This window comes from Pseudomonas sp. NPDC089547 (assembly GCF_050280665.1).
Lineage (GTDB): Bacteria > Pseudomonadota > Gammaproteobacteria > Pseudomonadales > Pseudomonadaceae > Aquipseudomonas.
This window is the reverse complement of sequence record NZ_JBNNVS010000022.1, coordinates 1-18,635: the sequence shown is the minus strand read 5'-3', so window position 1 is coordinate 18,635 and position 18,635 is coordinate 1. Positions and strand designations below refer to the sequence as shown.

The 18,635-nt window shown below is 64.3% G+C and carries 19 protein-coding genes; all 19 read left to right on the top strand.

All coding sequences use genetic code 11. The features are described 5' to 3' along the window. Window position 1 precedes the first annotated feature (1 nt). The 19 genes from cbiE (at window position 2) to ACQKPZ_RS16490 (ending at window position 18,517) form a co-directional block, all read left to right on the top strand. Window positions 2-1,213, top strand: coding sequence for a precorrin-6y C5,15-methyltransferase (decarboxylating) subunit CbiE (cbiE, locus tag ACQKPZ_RS16580; RefSeq protein ID WP_427540069.1), 1,212 nt, complete (start codon window positions 2-4; stop codon window positions 1,211-1,213). Continuing rightward, complete coding sequence (locus ACQKPZ_RS16575; protein WP_427540066.1) at window positions 1,206-2,300, top strand: cobalt-precorrin-5B (C(1))-methyltransferase; 1,095 nt, start codon at window positions 1,206-1,208, stop codon at window positions 2,298-2,300. Before cbiE ends, ACQKPZ_RS16575 begins: the two co-directional genes overlap by 8 nt. Then, on the top strand, window positions 2,297-3,016 hold the full coding sequence (locus tag ACQKPZ_RS16570) for a cobalt-precorrin-6A reductase (RefSeq protein ID WP_427540063.1): 720 nt from the start codon (window positions 2,297-2,299) through the stop codon (window positions 3,014-3,016). Before ACQKPZ_RS16575 ends, ACQKPZ_RS16570 begins: the two co-directional genes overlap by 4 nt. A 92-nt stretch (window positions 3,017-3,108) precedes the next feature. Next, on the top strand, window positions 3,109-3,339 hold the full coding sequence (gene vapB, locus ACQKPZ_RS16565; protein WP_427540060.1) for a type II toxin-antitoxin system VapB family antitoxin: 231 nt from the start codon (window positions 3,109-3,111) through the stop codon (window positions 3,337-3,339). Then, on the top strand, window positions 3,339-3,749 hold the full coding sequence (vapC, locus tag ACQKPZ_RS16560; RefSeq protein WP_427540057.1) for a type II toxin-antitoxin system tRNA(fMet)-specific endonuclease VapC: 411 nt from the start codon (window positions 3,339-3,341) through the stop codon (window positions 3,747-3,749). Before vapB ends, vapC begins: the two co-directional genes overlap by 1 nt. Before the next feature lie 128 nt (window positions 3,750-3,877). Further along, the gene (locus ACQKPZ_RS16555; RefSeq protein WP_104833875.1) at window positions 3,878-4,315 is read left to right on the top strand and encodes an NfeD family protein; all 438 of its coding nucleotides are present in this window, start codon (window positions 3,878-3,880) and stop codon (window positions 4,313-4,315) included. Window positions 4,316-4,341: 26 nt separating this feature from the next. Continuing rightward, entirely contained in the window at window positions 4,342-5,196 is an 855-nt protein-coding gene (locus tag ACQKPZ_RS16550) for an SPFH domain-containing protein (protein WP_016712216.1), read from the top strand. 219 nt (window positions 5,197-5,415) lie between these two features. Further along, a complete protein-coding gene (locus tag ACQKPZ_RS16545; protein WP_427540054.1) occupies window positions 5,416-5,805 on the top strand; it encodes a DUF2946 domain-containing protein in 390 nt (129 codons plus the stop codon). A 46-nt stretch (window positions 5,806-5,851) separates the two neighbouring features. Then, window positions 5,852-6,337: a copper chaperone PCu(A)C gene (locus ACQKPZ_RS16540; protein WP_427540051.1), complete on the top strand. Its 486-nt coding sequence runs from the start codon at window positions 5,852-5,854 to the stop codon at window positions 6,335-6,337. A 22-nt stretch (window positions 6,338-6,359) separates the two neighbouring features. Continuing rightward, window positions 6,360-6,791, top strand: a complete 432-nt coding sequence (locus tag ACQKPZ_RS16535) for a DUF2946 domain-containing protein (protein WP_132844125.1) — start codon at window positions 6,360-6,362, stop codon at window positions 6,789-6,791. A 66-nt stretch (window positions 6,792-6,857) separates the two neighbouring features. Beyond that, entirely contained in the window at window positions 6,858-8,924 is a 2,067-nt protein-coding gene (locus ACQKPZ_RS16530) for a TonB-dependent copper receptor (protein WP_427540048.1), read from the top strand. Window positions 8,925-8,982: 58 nt separating this feature from the next. Continuing rightward, on the top strand, window positions 8,983-10,350 hold the full coding sequence (locus tag ACQKPZ_RS16525) for a PepSY-associated TM helix domain-containing protein (RefSeq protein ID WP_427540045.1): 1,368 nt from the start codon (window positions 8,983-8,985) through the stop codon (window positions 10,348-10,350). Between the two features lie 222 nt (window positions 10,351-10,572). Further along, the gene (cycA, locus tag ACQKPZ_RS16520; protein ID WP_427540042.1) at window positions 10,573-11,979 is read left to right on the top strand and encodes a D-serine/D-alanine/glycine transporter; all 1,407 of its coding nucleotides are present in this window, start codon (window positions 10,573-10,575) and stop codon (window positions 11,977-11,979) included. Between the two features lie 285 nt (window positions 11,980-12,264). Beyond that, window positions 12,265-13,530: an urea ABC transporter substrate-binding protein gene (gene urtA / locus ACQKPZ_RS16515; RefSeq protein WP_201202524.1), complete on the top strand. Its 1,266-nt coding sequence runs from the start codon at window positions 12,265-12,267 to the stop codon at window positions 13,528-13,530. Between the two features lie 179 nt (window positions 13,531-13,709). Continuing rightward, complete coding sequence (gene urtB, locus ACQKPZ_RS16510) at window positions 13,710-15,197, top strand: urea ABC transporter permease subunit UrtB (protein WP_427540039.1); 1,488 nt, start codon at window positions 13,710-13,712, stop codon at window positions 15,195-15,197. After that, window positions 15,197-16,276 carry an urea ABC transporter permease subunit UrtC gene (gene urtC / locus ACQKPZ_RS16505; protein ID WP_427540036.1) on the top strand — a complete coding sequence of 360 codons (1,080 nt, stop codon included), beginning with the start codon at window positions 15,197-15,199 and terminating at the stop codon, window positions 16,274-16,276. The genes urtB and urtC overlap by 1 nt, the downstream gene beginning before the upstream one ends. Further along, complete coding sequence (gene urtD, locus ACQKPZ_RS16500) at window positions 16,273-17,130, top strand: urea ABC transporter ATP-binding protein UrtD (RefSeq protein ID WP_427540033.1); 858 nt, start codon at window positions 16,273-16,275, stop codon at window positions 17,128-17,130. The genes urtC and urtD overlap by 4 nt, the downstream gene beginning before the upstream one ends. 141 nt (window positions 17,131-17,271) lie before the next feature. Then, window positions 17,272-17,970: an urea ABC transporter ATP-binding subunit UrtE gene (gene urtE, locus ACQKPZ_RS16495; RefSeq protein WP_391129378.1), complete on the top strand. Its 699-nt coding sequence runs from the start codon at window positions 17,272-17,274 to the stop codon at window positions 17,968-17,970. A gap of 31 nt (window positions 17,971-18,001) precedes the next feature. Beyond that, window positions 18,002-18,517: an N-acetyltransferase family protein gene (locus ACQKPZ_RS16490; protein ID WP_427540030.1), complete on the top strand. Its 516-nt coding sequence runs from the start codon at window positions 18,002-18,004 to the stop codon at window positions 18,515-18,517. Window positions 18,518-18,635 lie beyond the last annotated feature (118 nt).

Here is an 18,635-nt window from a genome sequence, read left to right as displayed (position 1 = left end):
AATGGCTCCCTGGCTGACAGTAGTAGGCATCGGCGAAGACGGCTTCAGTGGCCTGGGCAAACAGGCCCGGCGCGCGCTGCTGGGCGCTGCGCGAATCTTTGGCAGCCCGCGCCAGCTGGCCCTGCTGCCGCGCTGCGTGCCCGGCGAACGGCTGGGCTGGCCAAGCCCGTTCTCGCTGGCCCCGGTGCTGGCCCTGCGCGGCGAGGCGGTGTGCGTGCTGGCCAGCGGCGACCCGATGTTCTACGGCGTCGGCGCCAGCCTGGCGCGCCAGGTGCCTGCCGATGAAATGCGCGTGCTGTCGATGCCCTCCTCCTGCGCCCTGGCCGCTGCGCGCCTGGGCTGGCCGCTGCAGGACGTGCAAGTGGTGTCGCTGGTTGCCCGTCCCTTGGCGGCGCTCAATGCCCACCTGCATAGCGGTGTGCGCTTGCTGGTGCTGAGCAACGATGGCGACAGCCCGGCGGCCGTTGCAGCATTGCTTCGCGATCGTGGCTTCGGGCCAAGCCGCCTGCGGGTTTTCGAGCACCTGGGGGGCCAGGACGAACGCGCATTGGCCGGCACCGCCCAGGACTGGCCGCATGCCGAGATCGCAGCGCTCAGCCTGGTGGCCATCGAATGCCTGGCCACGCCCGAAGCGCCGCGCCTGCACCGCCTGGCGGGGCTGCCAGACAGCGCCTTCCGGCACGACGGCCAACTGACCAAGCGCGATGTCCGCGCTATCACCCTGGCGCGCCTGGCCCCCCAGCCCGGCGAACTGCTGTGGGACGTGGGTGCAGGCTGCGGCTCGATCGGCATCGAATGGATGCGTGCCCACCCGGCCTGCCGCGCGCTGGCCATCGAGGCCGACGAAGGCCGCCAGGGCTTCATCGAACATAACCGCGATGCGCTAGGCGTACCCGGCCTGCAACTGGTTCGCGGCAAGGCGCCAATGGCACTGCAAGGCCTGGAACAGCCCGATGCCATCTTCATCGGCGGCGGCGTCACCCGTGAAGGCGTGCTGGACCTGTGCTGGGCGAACCTGCGCCCCGGCGGCCGGCTGGTGGCGAACGCCGTGACCTTGCAAAGCGAGCTGGCCCTGGCGCATTTTCGTGAACAACACGGCGGTGAACTGACCCGCCTGCATGTCGCCCATGCCCAGCCCCTGGGCACATTCGACACCTGGCGCCAGGCGCTGCCGATCACCCTGCTGGACGTGGTAAAACCTGTCGATGCGTGAAGAAACCCGCGAACAGCCCGCTCCCCTACGCAGCGGCCTGACCACCGGCAGCTGCGCCACCGCCACCAGCCTGGCAGCTGCTCGCCTGCTGCTGTGTGGTGAAAGCAGCGATGCCGTGAGCATCACCCTGCCCAAAGGCAAGGTGGTACAGATGCGCCTGGAGTTCTGCCGCCTGGCCGGCGAAGGGGCTGAAGCCGGCACGCTCAAGGATGCAGGCGACGACCCGGATGTGACCCACGGCGCCCTGCTTTACAGCCAGGTGCGCCTGCTGACTGAACCGGGTATCCGTTTTATCGCCGGCGCCGGCGTTGGCACAGTGACCCGCCCGGGGCTGGTGCTGGCGGTGGGTGAGCCAGCCATCAACCCGGTACCTCGGCGTATGATCAGCGAACACCTGCAACGCCTGGCTGACGAATGCGGTTACCTTGGCGGCTTCGAAGTCACGGTCAATGTGCAGGGAGGCGAGCAACTGGCCCTGAAGACCATGAACCCGCGCCTGGGCATCCTTGGCGGGCTATCGATCCTCGGCACCAGCGGCATCGTGCGGCCGTTCTCATGTGCCGCTTATATTGCCTCGATCCACCAAGGCATCGACGTAGCCCACACCAACGGCTACACGCACATCGCTGCCTGTACCGGTAACGCCAGCGAAGACACCATGCGCCGGGTCTACGGCCTGCCGGAAATCGCCCTGATCGAAATGGGCGACTTTGTCGGTGCGGTGCTCAAGCATTTGCGCAAAGTACCGGTACCACGCCTGACCCTGTGTGGCGGCTTCGGCAAGATCAGCAAGCTGGCTGCCGGGCACATGGACCTGCACAGCCGCCATTCCAGCATCGACCTGCCGCAACTGGCCGGCTGGGCTGCTGATATAGGCGCTGACGCAGCGTTGCAGGCGGCCATCACCAATGCCAATACCAGCCAGCAAGCGCTCGCACTGGCGCATGCGGCTGGCGTTGCCCTGGGTGACGCGGTATGCGCCCACGCCCTGACCTTCGCCCGCAGCGTGGTGCCGGCACAGGTGCACGTGGAAGTGTTCGCCATCGACCGCCAAGGCGGCATCGTTGGCCGGGCGGGTGTGCAATGACGGCGCGCATCCTGTTGCTGGGCGGCGTTACCGAAGCCTTGGCCATCGCCCGTCGCCTGGGCCCACAGCATGTCTATAGCCTGGCCGGTATCGGCCGCGTTCCGCAGGACCTGCAATGCCAGGTGCGGGTCGGCGGCTTTGGCGGCGCCGAAGGCCTGGCCAGCTACCTGCGCGAGGCAGGTATCACGCTGCTGATCGACGCCACCCATCCTTACGCGGCGCAGATCAGCCGCAACGCTGCCAGTGCTGCGCGCAGCGCCGGCATCCCGTGCTGGGCCCTGCGCCGCCCGGCCTGGCAGGCGCAGGCGGGGGACGATTGGCGCGAGGTCGAGGACTGGGCCGGGTTGATCGAAGCGCTCAAGCCGTTTCGCCGGCCGCTGTTCACGCTGGGGCGGGAGCCGCTGCAACATCTGGACGAGATTCCGGCGGAGCAGTTCTGGACGTTGCGGGCGCTGGAGGCGTGCCCTGGCAACGAGCGTTGCGAAGTGATTGGTGCGCGTGGGCCATTCCATATCGAGGATGAACGGGCGTTGTTCCAGCGCCGCAGGATCGATGTGCTGATCAGCAAGAACAGCGGCAGTGTGGCGACCGAGCCGAAGCTGGAAGTGGCGCGGGAGATGGGGGTGCCGGTGCTGGTGCTGAAGCGGCCAATTCTGCCGAGAGTAGATGTGATGGTAGCGTGCGCTGACGATATTTTGAGCAGGTTGGGCACCTGAACACATACCCGGCAAATTGTATATCCCGTTGACATATACAGCGTGATCCCTAAACTTCAGTCACACATTTCGGCTTTTAAAGGAGGCCTATCATGGAGCAAGGTGCAGTCTTCAAAAGCAACCGCAGCCAGGCCATCCGCTTGCCAAAGTCCGTCGCACTTCCCGAAGACGTTACTCGTGTAGACATTGTTGCAATAGGTCGCACGCGCATCATCACGCCTGCCGGGGAATCGTGGGACAGCTGGTTCGACGATATCGATGCCACGACGGACTACATGGCTAGCCGCGACCAACCCGCCGATCAGGAACGTGAAGGTTTTTAATGCTCAGGTACATGCTTGACACCAACATCTGCATTTTCACGATCAAGAATAAACCCAGGATCGTTCGAGAAGCCTTCAATCGCCATCATGGACAACTGGCGATCAGTACCGTGACCCTGATGGAGTTGATCTACGGCGCTGAGAAATCTGCCGACCCACAGAGAAATCTCACGGTCCTCGAAGGGTTCGCTGCTCGCTTGGATGTTCTTGACTACGACGAGCATGCAGCAGAACACACGGGCCAGCTACGTGCAGAACTGGCCAAGGCCGGCACACCTATCGGCCCGTATGATCAATTTATTGCCGGCCATGCTCGGGCGCTTGGCCTGATACTGGTCACCAACAACCTCCGAGAGTTTCAGCGTGTACCCGGATTACGAGTAGAAGACTGGCTGACTACACCCGTTTGAATCCTTCACTGCAGGTTTTCCTACAGCCCTGATCGACTTTCTCCAGCACGTAAACCGCTAATCCAAATGGCCTTCGTGGCTAATGCTGCATTAAGCTTTAGTCCCCTCCCCCGGAAGGTTTCACCCATATGGAAATGCAATGGTGGATCTGGCTGGTGTTCGGCATCGCGCTGATCCTGCTCGAACTGGTCCTGCCGACGTTCTTCATCCTCTGGTTCGGCATCGGTGCCGTGCTGGTCTCGCTCATCTCCCTGGCCGCCCCCAGCCTGCAACTGGACATGCAGGTGCTGCTGTGGGTGTTGCTGTCGTCGGTCACCACCGCGTGCTGGTTCAAGCTGTTCCGGCGCAAGCAGCCGGATGTGCGCTGGACAGCCGACAGCGTGATCGGCGAAGTCGGCTTGCTGACTGCCGGCGTTTCGGAGTTCCAGAAAGGCCGGGTACGCTTCCAGAAGCCGATCCTGGGTAACGAAGAATGGACCTGCATCGCCGACAGCGAGATCCCGGCCGGCGAGCGGGTGCGCCTTACTGCCATCGAGGGGAACACCGCCCGCGTCATTCGGGCCTGAACCTGCACTAAAAGGAATTTAGCATCATGACCAGCCTCATCGTCGTCGCTGCCATCGCCCTGTTCGTCCTGATCACCGTGTTCAAGGGGGTGCGTATCGTGCCCCAGGGCGAGGAATGGATCGTCGAGCGCCTGGGCCGCTACCACAGCACCCTGAAGCCCGGCCTGAACATCCTCATTCCGTACATGGATGTGGTCGCCTACCGCCTGCCGACCAAGGACATCATCCTTGATGTGCAACAGCAGGAAATCATCACCAAGGACAACGCGGTGATCGTCGCCAACGCCCTGTGCTTTGCCAAGGTGGTGGACCCGCAGAAGGCCTCCTACGGCGTACAGAACTTCTCGTTTGCCGTCACCAGCCTGACCATGACCTCGCTGCGCGCCATCGTCGGTGCCATGGACCTGGACGAAGCGCTGTCCAGCCGCGAGCAAATCAAGGCTCGCCTTCGCGACGCGATGTCCGAGCAGACCGAAGACTGGGGCGTGACCGTGCGCTCGGTGGAAATCCAGGACATCAAGCCTTCGGAAAACATGCAACTGGCCATGGAACGCCAGGCTGCCGCCGAGCGTGAGCGCAAGGCAGACGTGACCCGCGCCGAAGGGGCCAAGCAAGCGGCGATCCTTGAAGCGGAAGCACGCTTGCAAGCGGCCAGGCTGGATGCCGAAGCACAGATAAGCCTGGCCGAGGCCTCGGCGCGGGCGATTTCGCTGGTAAAGGAAGCGGTGGGCAATGAGACCGTACCGGCCATGTACCTGCTGGGCGAGCGATATGTCGGGGCCATGGAGAACCTGGCGGGCAGCAGCAATGCCAAGGTGGTGGTGTTGCCGGCGGACCTACAGGAAACCGTGCGCGGGTTGATGGGCCGTAACAAGGCTTGAGAATGCCGGGGGCGCTTTGCGCCCCTATCGCGACACAAGGCCGCTCCAGAGACCGCGCATGCTGGCCATGATGCGTTCCTCTGTAGGAGCGGCCTTGCGTCGCGATGGGCTGCGCAGCAGCCCCCAATCCCCGCCACCTGCGTCACTTCACCGCACCCCGCCATTTTTACCTATACTCCGCCTTACAATACCCACCACGATTCCTGACCGGATCTCTCCATGCCCCCACGTCGGCACATCGCCTGGATAGCCTGCCTTGCAGTGCTGTTCAACCTGCTGGCCATGCCGCTGGCCTCTGCCGTGCCCAAGGGCCCGGCCGAGCAGCTGCTGTGGGGGGCTTTCTGTTCAAGCATGGCCAACAAGGCCAAAGTCGATGTCCAGGCCCTGGCCAAGATCGACCTCGGCCCGCAAAGCGATGACAGCGCCAGCATGATGAACTGCTGGTGCTGCTCGGGCGCCGCACCGCTGCTGGCCCTGCCCGGCTACCCGCCGCAGTTGCACAACCCACCGACACTGCTCGCCGGGCGACTGCCGCCACCTGCCGACTACCAACCCACGCCGCGCCATTTATGGCCTGCGCTCAATCCCCGTGCCTCTCCGCTGGCCTGAGTTCATCACGCTGTCTGCCTGAACCTGACCAGAACGGAGATTCACCATGCTCAAGCACGCCCTCGTCATGGCCGCCCTGCTGCTGCCCGGCGCCTTTGCCAATGCCCACGAATACAGCGTGGGTGACCTGCACATCGCTCACCCTTGGTCGCTGCAGCTACCCCCTAACGCGCCCAATGTCGCCGCCTATTTCGTGGTGCACAACAACGGCAAGGCCGACGACCGCCTGCTGAGTGTCGACAGCCCCATCAGCGATGACGCACAACTGCACGAGCATGCCATGAGTGCCAGCGGCGCCATGAAGATGCAGCAGGTGCCTAACGTGGTGGTGCCTGCCGGCAAAGATCTGACGTTTGCTCCCAGCGCCTACCATGTGATGCTGATGCAACCCAAGGACCGCAGCCTGCTGGTCGACGGCAAGCGTTTCCCGTTGACCCTGCACTTTGAAAAGGCCGGCGACGTCACCGTCGAAGTGGCCGTGCAGAAGCAGGCGCCAGCGGACCAGCCGCAAGCCCACGAACACGCGCACTGACACCTGCTGACAGGCACTCGCCATGAGCCTGCCGCGCAACAGCATCAGCCGTACCACCCGCCCTGACCGCAGGCGCGCCGGTGGCGGATGGCTGAGCCTGTTCGCCATGTGGATGATCTTCATCGGCCCGCTGATTTCCCAGTCGATGCCGATGGACCACCACGCCGGCATGAGCATGCCGATGGACATGCCAATGGCCGCTGCCCATCAGCATGGCGGCGACACCCATCACGGCCACGGCGGCGATGGCCAGCTGCATGTGATGTGGGAAAAGTGCGGTTACTGCAGCCTGTTGTTCAACTGCCCGGCCCTGCCCCAGGCCCTCAGCCCGCTCAGTGCCGGCAGCGTCGTCCCCACCACCCACCTGCTTGCGCCAACGCACCAGGGCCATGCCCGGCAGGCTGTATTCCCCGGTGCGCGCAGCCGCGCCCCACCTTCCTCGATCAGCGTCTGAACCCACATTTTGCGCACGAAGCCAGGAGGCTTCGCGCTAACTCATGACTGATCGACTGGAATCATTATGTCCGGCTGCACCCCTGTTTTTGCCTTGTCCCTGCGTGGGACCATCGCCGCCCTGTGCGGCTCGCTGCTCGCGCCCATGGCCCTGGCCGCCGACCCTGGCCATGAAGGCCATGTGCACGAAGCACCCGAGCTGAGCCCGACGGTGATCACCGCCGTGGCCCCGAGTTCGCCGCTGACCGTGGTCACCAACCCGAAAGACCCGCGCCAGCCCGTACCGGCCAGCGACGGCGCCGACTACCTGAAGACCATCCCCGGCTTCTCGGCAATCCGTGCCGGTGGCACAAACGGCGACCCGGTACTGCGCGGCATGTTCGGCTCGCGCCTGAACATCCTCACCAACGGTGGCCTGATGCTGGGCGCCTGCCCCAACCGCATGGACGCGCCCACGTCCTACATCTCGCCGGAAACCTACGACCGCCTCACCGTGATCAAAGGCCCGCAAAGCGTGATCTGGGGCCCGGGCGGCTCGGCAGGCACCATCCTTTTCGAACGCGAACCGGAGAAATTCGGCACCCTCGGCAGCCGCGTGAACGCCAGCCTGCTGGCCGGCTCCAACGGCCGCTTCGACAAGGTGCTGGATGCCGCCGCCGGCAACAGCCAGGCCTATGCCCGCTTCGTCGGTAACCAGTCTCGCTCGGACGACTACCACGACGGCAACAACGACACCGTGCCGTCGCGCTGGGAAAAATGGAACGGCGATGTCGCCCTCGGCTGGACGCCCGACCAGGACACCCTGCTGGAGCTGACTGCCGGCAAGGGCGATGGCGAGGCCCGCTATGCCGGGCGCGGTATGGACGGCTCGCAGTTCAAGCGTGAAAGCCTGGGCCTGCGCTTTGAAAAGTCCAACCTCGGCGAGGTGCTCGACAAGGTCGAGGCGCAGGTCTACTACAACTACGCCGACCATGTGATGGACAACTACAGCCTGCGCACCCCTTCGGGCAGCGGCATGATGGGCATGCCAATGGTCAGCAACGTCGACCGTCGCACCATGGGTGCACGTATCAAGGCCACCTGGCGCTGGGCCGACGTGCAACTGATCAGCGGCATCGACGCGCAAACCAACGAACACCGCCAGCGTGGCGGCATGGGCGTGGATGCGCACAAGGGCCAGGCCTGGACCAAGGACGCCGACTTCCATAACTACGGTGCTTTCAGCGAACTGACCTGGTACCTCAGCGGTGAAGACCGGCTGATTACCGGTGCCCGCCTGGACCGCGCCTCGGCCCGTGACTTCCGCAAAGGCAGCGCCACCGAAGGCGACACTCGCGCCGATACCCTGCCCAGCGGCTTCGTCCGTTATGAGCACGACCTGGCAGCCATCCCGGCCACTACCTACATCGGCCTCGGCCACGCTCAGCGTTTCCCCGACTACTGGGAGCTGTTCTCGCCCAAGCTGGCACCACCAGGGGCGGCCAACGCCTTTGACGGTATCAAGCCGGAGAAAACCACCCAGCTCGACTTTGGCATCCAGTACCGCACCGAGCGCCTGGACGCCTGGGCTTCGGGCTATGTCGGGCAGATTCGCGACTACATCCTGTTCGACTACCGCACCGGCATGATGGGCATGAGCACCTCTCAGGCACAGAACATCGACGCCCGCATCATGGGCGGCGAACTGGGCGCGGCCTACCAGCTGACCGAAAACTGGAAGGCCGACGGCACGCTGGCCTACGCTTGGGGCAAGAACAGCAGTGATGGCAAAGCGCTACCGCAAATGCCGCCCCTGGAGAGCCGCCTGGGCCTGACCTACAGCCGTGATGTGTGGAGCGTCGGCGCACTGTGGCGGTTGGTGGCGGCGCAAAACCGCATTGCCGAGAACCAGGGCAACGTGGTCGGCAAGGACTACGACAAGAGCGCCGGCTTCGGCGTGTTCTCGCTCAATGGCGCCTACAAGGTGAACAACAACCTCAAGCTCAGCGCGGGGGTCGACAACCTGTTCGACAAAACCTACGCCGAGCACTTGAACCTGGCCGGGAACGCCGGGTTCGGCTACCCGGCTACAGATCCACAGCCGGTCAATGAGCCAGGCAGGACCTTCTGGACCAAGGTCGATTTCAGCTTCTGATAACAACAACGGGCGCAACTTCGGTTGCGCCCATCAGCTGGTCACACAGGAGGTTCCCATGAGAGGAACACGCATCAACTTCTATAACCTGGCCTGGCGTTGGCATTTCTATGCGGGGCTGTTCGTGGCCCCGTTCATGATCCTGCTGGCAATCACCGGGATCATCTACCTGTTCAAGCCGCAGCTCGACCCTCTGCTGTACCGCGATCTGATGGTGGTCGAAGCCGGCCACCATCGACAGAGCGCCGACGTGATGCTGGCCGAAGTGCGCCAGGCCTACCCCAAGGCCCACGTCGGCCAGTACCTGCCACCGCTGAACGCGGAGCGCAGTGCGCAGTTCGTGGTGCATGACGGCGGGCGTGAACTGAATGTGTTTGTCGACCCGTACAGCGGCAAGGTCCTCGGCGAGCAGGACGGCAAGCAAAACCTGCAAGCCATCGCCCGCGCCCTGCATGGCGAACTGATGGTCGGCACGGTCGGTGACCGCCTGGTGGAGCTGGCGGCCGGCTGGGGCATCGTGCTGGTGGTGTCGGGCCTGTATTTGTGGTGGCCGCGCGGGCGCAACGGTGCCGGCGTGCTATGGCCGCGGCTGTCGTCACGCGGCAGGCTGCTGTGGCGCGACCTGCATGCGGTAACCGGCTTCTGGGGCTCGGCCTTGCTGTTGCTGATGCTGGTCAGCGGCATGACCTGGACAGGCTTGTGGGGCAAGCAGTACGCCGATGTGTGGAACCGCTTCCCGGCGGCCATGTGGAACGACGTGCCCAAGTCGGACCAGCAGGCGGGTGAATTGAACAGTGCGCACCGCCAGACCGTGCCCTGGGCGATGGAGAACACACCGATGCCGCAGTCCGGCGCGCACGCCGAACACGCCGGGCACCACATGATGTCGGACATGCCCGCAGCACCTCAGGTGAACGTGCAGCAGGTCGAAGACATCGCCACTGCCCGCCAGGTCGAGCCGGGCTACAGCATCACCCTGCCAACCACGGCAGACGGCGTGTTCACCATTGCCGTGTTCGCCGACGACCCGCGCAACGACGCCACCCTGCATGTCGACCAGTACACCGGCAAGGTCCTGGCCGATGTGCGCTGGCAGGACTACAGCCCGGTCGCCCGCGCCACCGAGCTGGGGGTGATGCTGCACGAAGGCAAGATGTTCGGCGCCCTCAACCAGATCATCATCCTGCTGGTGTGCCTGATGATCCTGCTGGGCTCGGTGAGCGGGCTGGTGATGTGGTGGAAGCGCCGGCCAACGGGTGGGCTGGGCGTACCGCCGCTGCGCCATGACCTGCCGCGCTGGAAGGCGGCGGTGGGGGTGATGCTGGTGCTGGGGGTGATGTTCCCGCTGGTGGGGGTGTCGATGGTGGTGATGTGGGTTGTCGATAGCCTGGTGGTAAGGCGCCGCCGGATGCTGGTTCAGGCTTGAGATCGCCGGGGCCGCTTTGCGCCCCTTTCGCGACACAAGGCCGCTCCTACAGGAATGCGCGATCATTGTAGGAGCGGCCTTGTGTCGCGAAAGGGCTGCACAGCAGCCCACAGCTGCCACCCAAAAGTAGAGTCGATCTGTCGCGCCCTGAACTGGAACGCGCGTGTTAGCCTAGCCGGCTACCTCAGACAAGAAGACCGACCTTACAAGGGAATGCAGCCTATGACGCAAACCTCACCCACACCACCAGAAGAGCAACACCTGCAACGCAACCTGACCAACCGCCACATCCAGCTGATCGCCATCGGTGGCGCGATCGGTACCGGCCTGTTCATGGGCTCGGGCAAAACCATCAGCCTGGCCGGGCCATCGATCATCTTCGTCTACATGATCATCGGCTTCATGCTGTTCTTCGTCATGCGCGCCATGGGCGAACTGCTGCTGTCGAACCTCAACTACAAGTCGTTCATCGACTTCTCCGCCGACCTGCTCGGCCCGTGGGCAGGTTACTTCACCGGCTGGACCTACTGGTTCTGCTGGGTGGTCACCGGTATTGCCGACGTGGTGGCCATCGCGGCCTACACGCAGTTCTGGTTCCCGGACCTTCCACAGTGGATACCCGCGCTGACCTGTGTCGGGCTGCTGCTGTCGCTGAACCTGGTCACCGTGAAGATGTTCGGCGAGATGGAATTCTGGTTCGCCCTGATCAAGATCGTCGCCATTCTCGGCCTGGTCGCCACCGGGTTGTACATGGTCATCACCGGCTTCACTTCGCCCAGCGGGCGCACGGCGCAACTGGCCAATCTGTGGAATGACGGCGGCATGTTCCCCAATGGCCTGATGGGCTTCTTCGCCGGTTTCCAGATTGCCGTGTTCGCGTTCGTCGGTATCGAACTGGTGGGCACCACCGCCGCCGAGGCGAAGAACCCGGAGCGCACCCTGCCGCGGGCGATCAACTCGATCCCGATCCGCATCATCGTGTTCTATGTGCTGGCGCTGATCGCGATCATGGCGGTGACACCTTGGCGCGACGTGGTGCCGGGCAAGAGCCCGTTCGTCGAGCTGTTCGTATTGGCCGGCCTGCCGGCAGCGGCCAGCATCATCAATTTCGTGGTGCTGACCTCGGCGGCCTCGTCGGCCAACAGCGGCGTGTTCTCCACCAGCCGTATGCTCTACGGCCTGTCGCAGGAAGGTGACGCGCCCAAGGCGTTCGAGAAGCTGTCGAGCCGCTCGGTGCCGGCCAACGGCCTGTACTTCTCGTGCACCTGCCTGCTGCTGGGTGCGGTGCTGATCTACCTGGTGCCGAACGTTGTCGAAGCGTTCACCCTGGTGACCACGGTTTCGGCGGTGCTGTTCATGTTCGTCTGGACGCTGATCCTGCTGTCGTACCTGAAGTACCGCAAAAACCGTGCGGCGCTGCACCAGGCGTCGAAGTACAAGATGCCGGGCGGGCGCTTCATGTGCTACGTGTGCCTGGTGTTCTTTGCTTTCATCCTGGTGTTGTTGAGCCTGGAGGCAGATACACGCTCGGCGCTGGTCGTCACGCCTATCTGGTTCTTGCTGCTGGCAGTGACCTATCAGGGCGTGCGTAGCCGCCGTCATCCGCGTTCGGCTGTGCGTAACGGCTGATGGCCTCGGGGGCTGCTTTGCAGCCCATCCGACCGGTCCGGCGCCCCGGCAAGGCCGCTCCTACAGGGGAACGCGGACTACTGTAGGAGCGGCCTTGTGTCGCGATGGGCCGCACAGCGGCCCCAATCCTGTGCACTCAAATCCCACGGGCACCAAGCTGGACCTAAAAAGCGCCCCAACACCTCGCACAACCCCTCTATCCCGCCCCTTTCGCCACTAGGCACACCCCTTGCAACGCCCCTCCCCGCTTGCCCAACACCATAAAAACCCCAGCGGAGAGAGCACATGAAGCGTCGCAGTCTGATCAAGGCCTTTACCCTTAGCGCATCGATTGCCGCAATGGGCCTGAGCTGGAGTATCCAGGCCGCCGAAACCATCAAGGTCGGCATCCTGCATTCGCTTTCCGGGACCATGGCCATTTCCGAGACTTCGCTCAAGGACATGGCGCTGATGACCATCGAGCAGATCAACGCCAAGGGCGGCGTGAACGGCAAGATGCTCGAACCGGTGGTGGTCGATCCGGCCTCCAACTGGCCGCTGTTCGCCGAAAAAAGCCGCCAGCTGCTGACCCAGGACAAGGTGGCGGTGGTATTCGGCTGCTGGACCTCGGTGTCGCGCAAGTCGGTACTGCCGGTGTTCGAAGAGCTCAACGGCCTGCTGTTCTACCCGGTGCAGTATGAGGGTGAAGAGATGTCGCCGAACGTGTTCTATACCGGCGCCGCACCCAACCAGCAAGCCATCCCGGCGGTGGAATACCTGATGAGCGAAGACGGCGGGAGCGCCAAGCGCTTCTTCCTGCTGGGCACCGACTACGTCTACCCGCGCACCACAAACAAGATTTTGCGCGCCTTCCTGCACAGCAAAGGCGTGGCCGACAAGGACATCGAAGAGGTGTACACGCCGTTCGGCCACGCCGATTACCAGACCATCGTCGCCAACATCAAGAAGTTCTCTGCCGGCGGCAAGACGGCGGTCATCTCCACGGTCAACGGCGACTCCAACGTGCCGTTCTACAAGGAACTGGCCAACCAGGGCCTGAAGGCCACCGACGTGCCGGTGGTGGCGTTCTCGGTGGGTGAAGAAGAGCTGCGCGGTATCGACACCAAGCCGCTGGTGGGGCACCTGGCCGCCTGGAACTACTTCGAGTCGGTGGATAACCCGGTCAACCAGAAGTTCGTTGCCGACTGGAAGGCCTACGCCAAGGCCAAGGGCCTGCCGGGCGCCGACAAGGCAGTGACCAACGACCCGATGGAGGCCACCTACGTGGGCATCCACATGTGGGCGCAGGCGGTGGAGAAAGCCAAGTCCACCGATGTCGACAAGGTGCGTGAGGCGCTGGCCGGGCAAAGCTTCAAAGCGCCTTCGGGCTTTACCTTGACCATGGACAAGACCAACCACCACCTGCACAAGCCGGTGATGATCGGCGAGATCCAGGATGACGGGCAATTCAGCGTGGTGTGGGAAACCGAGCAGCCGCTGCGGGCGCAGCCGTGGAGCCCGTTCATTCCGGGGAATGACAAGCGGCCTGATTACGCCGTGAAAGGTAACTGAGTGTACGGGGCCGCTATGCGGCCCATTCGCGGGTAAACCCGCTCCCACAGGGACCGCACAAGATTCAGCCATTGCGCCGTACCTCCCACAGGGATTGCACAAACTTCAGCGCTTGCGCCGTACCTGTGGGAGCGGGTTCACCCGCGAAGAATCCACCGCCGATTTCCAGGATTGCCCGCATGCTCAGACTGCTGCTCACCCTGCTCCTGCTATTCCCCCTGGCCACCCAGGCCAACGAGGGCGAATTCTTCCTCACCGCCAAACCCGCCGAGCAAGCCCGCCTGCTCGAAAGCTGGGCGGCGCAACCCGATGCCGCGCGCCTGCCACTGCTGGACAACCTGCGCCAAGGCCGCATCGCCGCCGATGACACCCGCAAACTGCGCCTGAACAATCGCCTGCGCGGCCTGATCGACAACGCCCTGGCCAGCCACCAGCTGCTCAGCGACAACAGCGAAACGCGCCTGGCCGCCGCCCAGCAACTGCAAAAAAGCGCACAGCCGGCGCAAATGGCCTTCCTCGACCGGCGCTTCGCCAGCGAACCGGACGCCGCCGTGCATGCCGCCCTCGGCCTGGCCCTGGCCAACCTGCAACTGGGCGCCAGCGAACCAGCGGTACGCCTGGCCGCCGTGCGTCTGCTGGGTGAAACAGGCGACCCGCTGGCCCGCACCCGCCTTGAAGCGTTGCTGCAACCCGATGCAGAAAGCGACCCAGGCGTACGCACCGCGGCCGAAACCAGCCTGGCCCAGGTCAAGCGCAAGCTGCTGGTCGGCGAACTGCTCGGCCAGGCCTTCAGCGGCCTGTCGCTGGGCTCGATCCTGCTGTTGGCGGCGCTGGGCCTGGCCATCACCTTCGGCTTGCTCGGGGTGATCAACATGGCCCACGGCGAGATGCTGATGCTCGGCGCCTACAGCACCTACATGGTCCAGGTGCTGGTACAGCGCTACACCCCAGGTGCCATCGAGTTTTATCCACTGATTGCCCTGCCGGTGGCCTTCGCCATCAGTGCCGGGGTCGGCATGGCACTGGAGCGCACGGTCATCCGCCACCTCTACGGCCGCCCATTGGAAACGCTGCTGGCTACGTGGGGCATCAGCCTGATCCTGATCCAGGCCATCCGTCTGCTGTTCGGCGCGCAGAACGTCGAGGTCAGCAACCCGGCGTGGTTGTCGGGCGGTATCCAGCTGTTGCCCAACCTGGTGCTGCCGTACAACCGCCTGGTCATCATCGGCTTCGCCCTGGCCGTGGTGCTGCTCACCTGGCTGCTGCTCAACCGCACACGGCTGGGCCTTAACGTGCGCGCAGTCACCCAGAACCGCAACATGGCCGCCTGCTGTGGCGTGTCCACCGGGCGCGTCGACATGCTCGCATTCGGCTTGGGCTCTGGCATTGCCGGGCTCGGCGGCGTGGCCTTGAGCCAGGTCGGCAACGTCGGCCCGGACCTGGGCCAGAGCTACATCATCGACTCGTTCCTGGTGGTGGTGCTGGGTGGCGTCGGGCAACTGGCCGGCAGCCTCTGGGCCGCCTTCGGCCTTGGCATCGCCAACAAGCTGCTGGAGCCGCAGATCGGTGCGGTGCTCGGCAAGATCCTCATCCTTGCGTTGATCATTCTGTTCATCCAGAAGCGCCCGCAAGGCCTGTTCGCCCTCAAGGGACGGGTAATCGACTGATGAACCAGCCACTGCTTGTCACCGCTACGCAAAAGGCCGGGCCCCGCCTGACGCTGGCCATCGGCGCCGTCGTCATCCTGCTGCTGGTCGCCCTTGCACTGCTGTCGTTGCTACCGGCGGACCATGCCCTGCAAGTGTCGGCCTACACCCTGACCCTGGTCGGCAAGATCCTCTGCTACGCCATTGTCGCCCTGGCCCTGGACCTGGTCTGGGGCTACGCCGGCCTGCTGTCGCTGGGGCACGGGCTGTTCTTCGCCCTGGGCGGCTACGCCATGGGCATGTACCTGATGCGCCAGGCGGCCGGTGACGGCCTGCCGGGGTTCATGACCTTCCTGTCGTGGACCGAACTGCCTTGGTACTGGGCCGGTACCCAGCACTTTGCCTGGGCCCTGTGCCTGGTGGTGCTGGCGCCGGGGTTGCTGGCACTGGTGTTCGGCTGGTTCGCCTTCCGCTCGCGGATCAAGGGCGTGTACTTCTCGATCATGACCCAGGCCCTGACCTTCGCCGGCATGCTGCTGTTCTTCCGCAACGAAACCGGCTTTGGCGGCAACAACGGCTTCACCAACTTCCGCACCATCCTCGGCTTCGACATTACCGCGCAAGGCACCCGGGCCGTGCTATTCCTGCTCACCGTCGGGTTGCTGCTGGCCAGCCTGTACCTGTGCTGGCGCCTGACCCGCAGCAAATTCGGTCGCCTTCTCACCGCCGTGCGCGACGCCGAAAACCGCCTGATGTTCTGCGGCTACGACCCTCGTGGCTTCAAGCTGCTGGTGTGGGTGCTCAGCGCCGTGCTGTGCGGCCTGGCGGGCGCGCTGTACGTGCCGCAGGTGGGCATCATCAACCCCAGCGAGATGTCGCCGACCAACTCCATCGAAGCCGCCGTGTGGGTGGCCCTGGGCGGGCGCGGCACATTGATCGGCCCGCTGCTCGGCGCCGGCCTGGTCAATGGCATGAAGAGCTGGTTCACCGTGGCCTTCCCGGAGTTCTGGCTGTTCTTCCTCGGCGCACTGTTCATCCTCGTGACCCTGTACCTGCCCAAGGGCGTGGTCGGCCTGTTGAAAAAAAGGAGCCAGCCATGAGAGGCGTGCCCCCGGTACACCCGGAATTCATGCTGGAGCCGGTATTCGACAACCTCGGCGCCGGCCGTGACGCCATCGGCCTGGGCCAAAGCCGCAAGGCCGGCCTCGACACCCGTCACGGCACGGTGCTGAGCCTGGAAGACATCAGCGTCAGCTTCGATGGCTTCAAGGCGCTCAATGCGCTGAACCTGTACATCGGCGTGGGCGAGTTGCGCTGCATCATCGGCCCCAACGGCGCCGGCAAGACCACGATGATGGACGTGATCACCGGCAAGACCCGCCCCGACACGGGCAGCGCCTACTTTGGCGACACCCTCGACCTGACCCGCATGAGCGAATACCAGATCGCCCAGGCCGGCATCGGCCGCAAGTTCCAGAAACCCACGGTGTTCGAGGCCCTGACGGTGTTCGAGAACCTGGAGCTGGCCTTGAAGACCGACAAGTCGGTGTGGGCCAGCCTGGCAGCGCGCTTGAGCGGTGAACAGCGCCAGCGTATCGAAGAGGTGCTGACCACCTTGCGCCTGTTGCCGCTGGCCCAGCGCCCGGCCGGGCTGCTGTCGCACGGGCAAAAGCAGTTCCTGGAGATCGGCATGCTGCTGGTGCAGGAGCCGCAATTGCTGTTGCTGGATGAACCGGTGGCGGGTATGACCGATGCCGAGACCGAGTTCACCGCCGAGCTGTTCAAGGGCCTGGCCGGGAAGCATTCGCTGATGGTGGTGGAACATGACATGGGCTTTGTCGGCAGCATTGCCGACCATGTGACCGTACTGCACCAGGGCAGTGTGCTGGCAGAGGGGTCGCTGGAGCAGGTGCAGGCGGATGAGCGGGTGGTCGAGGTGTATCTGGGCCGCTAGACAAGGAAACCTGTGCCGGCCCCTTCGCGGGCTTGCCCGCTCCCACAGGCACAGGGCTCGAAAACTACGAGTTTCCTGTGGGAGCGGGCGAGCCCGCGAAGAGGCCGGCACAGGCACAGCAACCCTTTCAGGAATACCAACATGCTCAAGATCGACACCCTGCACCAGTACTACGGCGGCAGCCACATCCTGCGCGGCCTGTCCTTCGAAGCCAAGGTTGGCGAAGTGACCTGCCTGCTGGGCCGCAATGGCGTGGGCAAGACCACCCTGCTGCGCTGCCTGATGGGCCTGGTGCCCGCCCGCGACGGCAGCATCACATGGGAAGGCAAGCCGATCACCGCCCTCAAACCGCAGCAGCGGGTGCACGCGGGCATCGCCTACGTGCCCCAGGGCCGCGAGATCTTCCCGCGCCTCACCGTGGAGGAAAACCTGCTGATGGGCCTGTCGCGCTTCCCCGCTCGGGAAGCCCGCGAAGTGCCAGCGTTCATCTACGAACTGTTCCCGGTGCTGGAGCAGATGAAGCAACGCCGCGGCGGCGACTTGTCTGGCGGCCAGCAGCAACAGCTGGCCATCGGCCGCGCCCTGGCCAGCCGCCCGCGCCTGCTGATCCTTGATGAGCCGACCGAAGGCATCCAGCCCTCGGTCATCAAGGAAATCGGTGCGGTCATCCGCCGCCTGGCCGAGCGCGGCGACATGGCAATCTTGCTGGTGGAGCAGTTCTACGACTTTGCCGAGGAACTGGCCGACCAGTACCTGGTCATGGCCCGTGGCGAGATCGTGCAGCGTGGCCGTGGTGAAAACATGCAAGCCGAAGGTGTGCGCGGCCTGGTAACCATTTAATCTGCAAACAACGACCTTGCGAGACGCTGTCATGAGTTACGAAATCCGCGACGCCCTGCCTACCGACGTGCCGGGCATCCTCGACATCTACAACGACGCGGTGCGCAACACCACGGCGATCTGGAACGAAACCCCGGTTGACCTTGGCAACCGCCAGGCCTGGTTTGAAGCACGGGCGCAGCAGGGGTATCCGATTCTGGTTGCGGTGGATGCCACCGGCGTGCTGGGTTATGCCTCGTTTGGTGACTGGCGGCCGTTCGAAGGGTTTCGCCTGACCGTGGAGCATTCGGTGTATGTACGTGGTGACCAGCGTGGCAAAGGGCTAGGGCCAGTGTTGATGGCGGCGCTGATCGAGCGAGCGCGGGAATGCGGCAAGCATGTGATGGTGGCGGCAATCGAAAGTGGCAATGCCGCTTCGGTGCGCATTCATGAGCGGCTGGGCTTTGTGGTGACCGGGCAGATGCCACAGGTGGGGGTGAAGTTTGGCCGCTGGCTGGACCTGACCTTCATGCAGTTGGTGTTGAACCCGGGGGCTGAACCAACCTGAGAACCCAGGCCTGACGCGCCCCCTGTAGGAGCGGCCTTGTGTCGCGATGGGCTGCGCAGCAGCCCCGGCAGTCCTGAGGCAGGACAAAAATCTGGGGCCGCTTTGCGGCCCTTTCGCG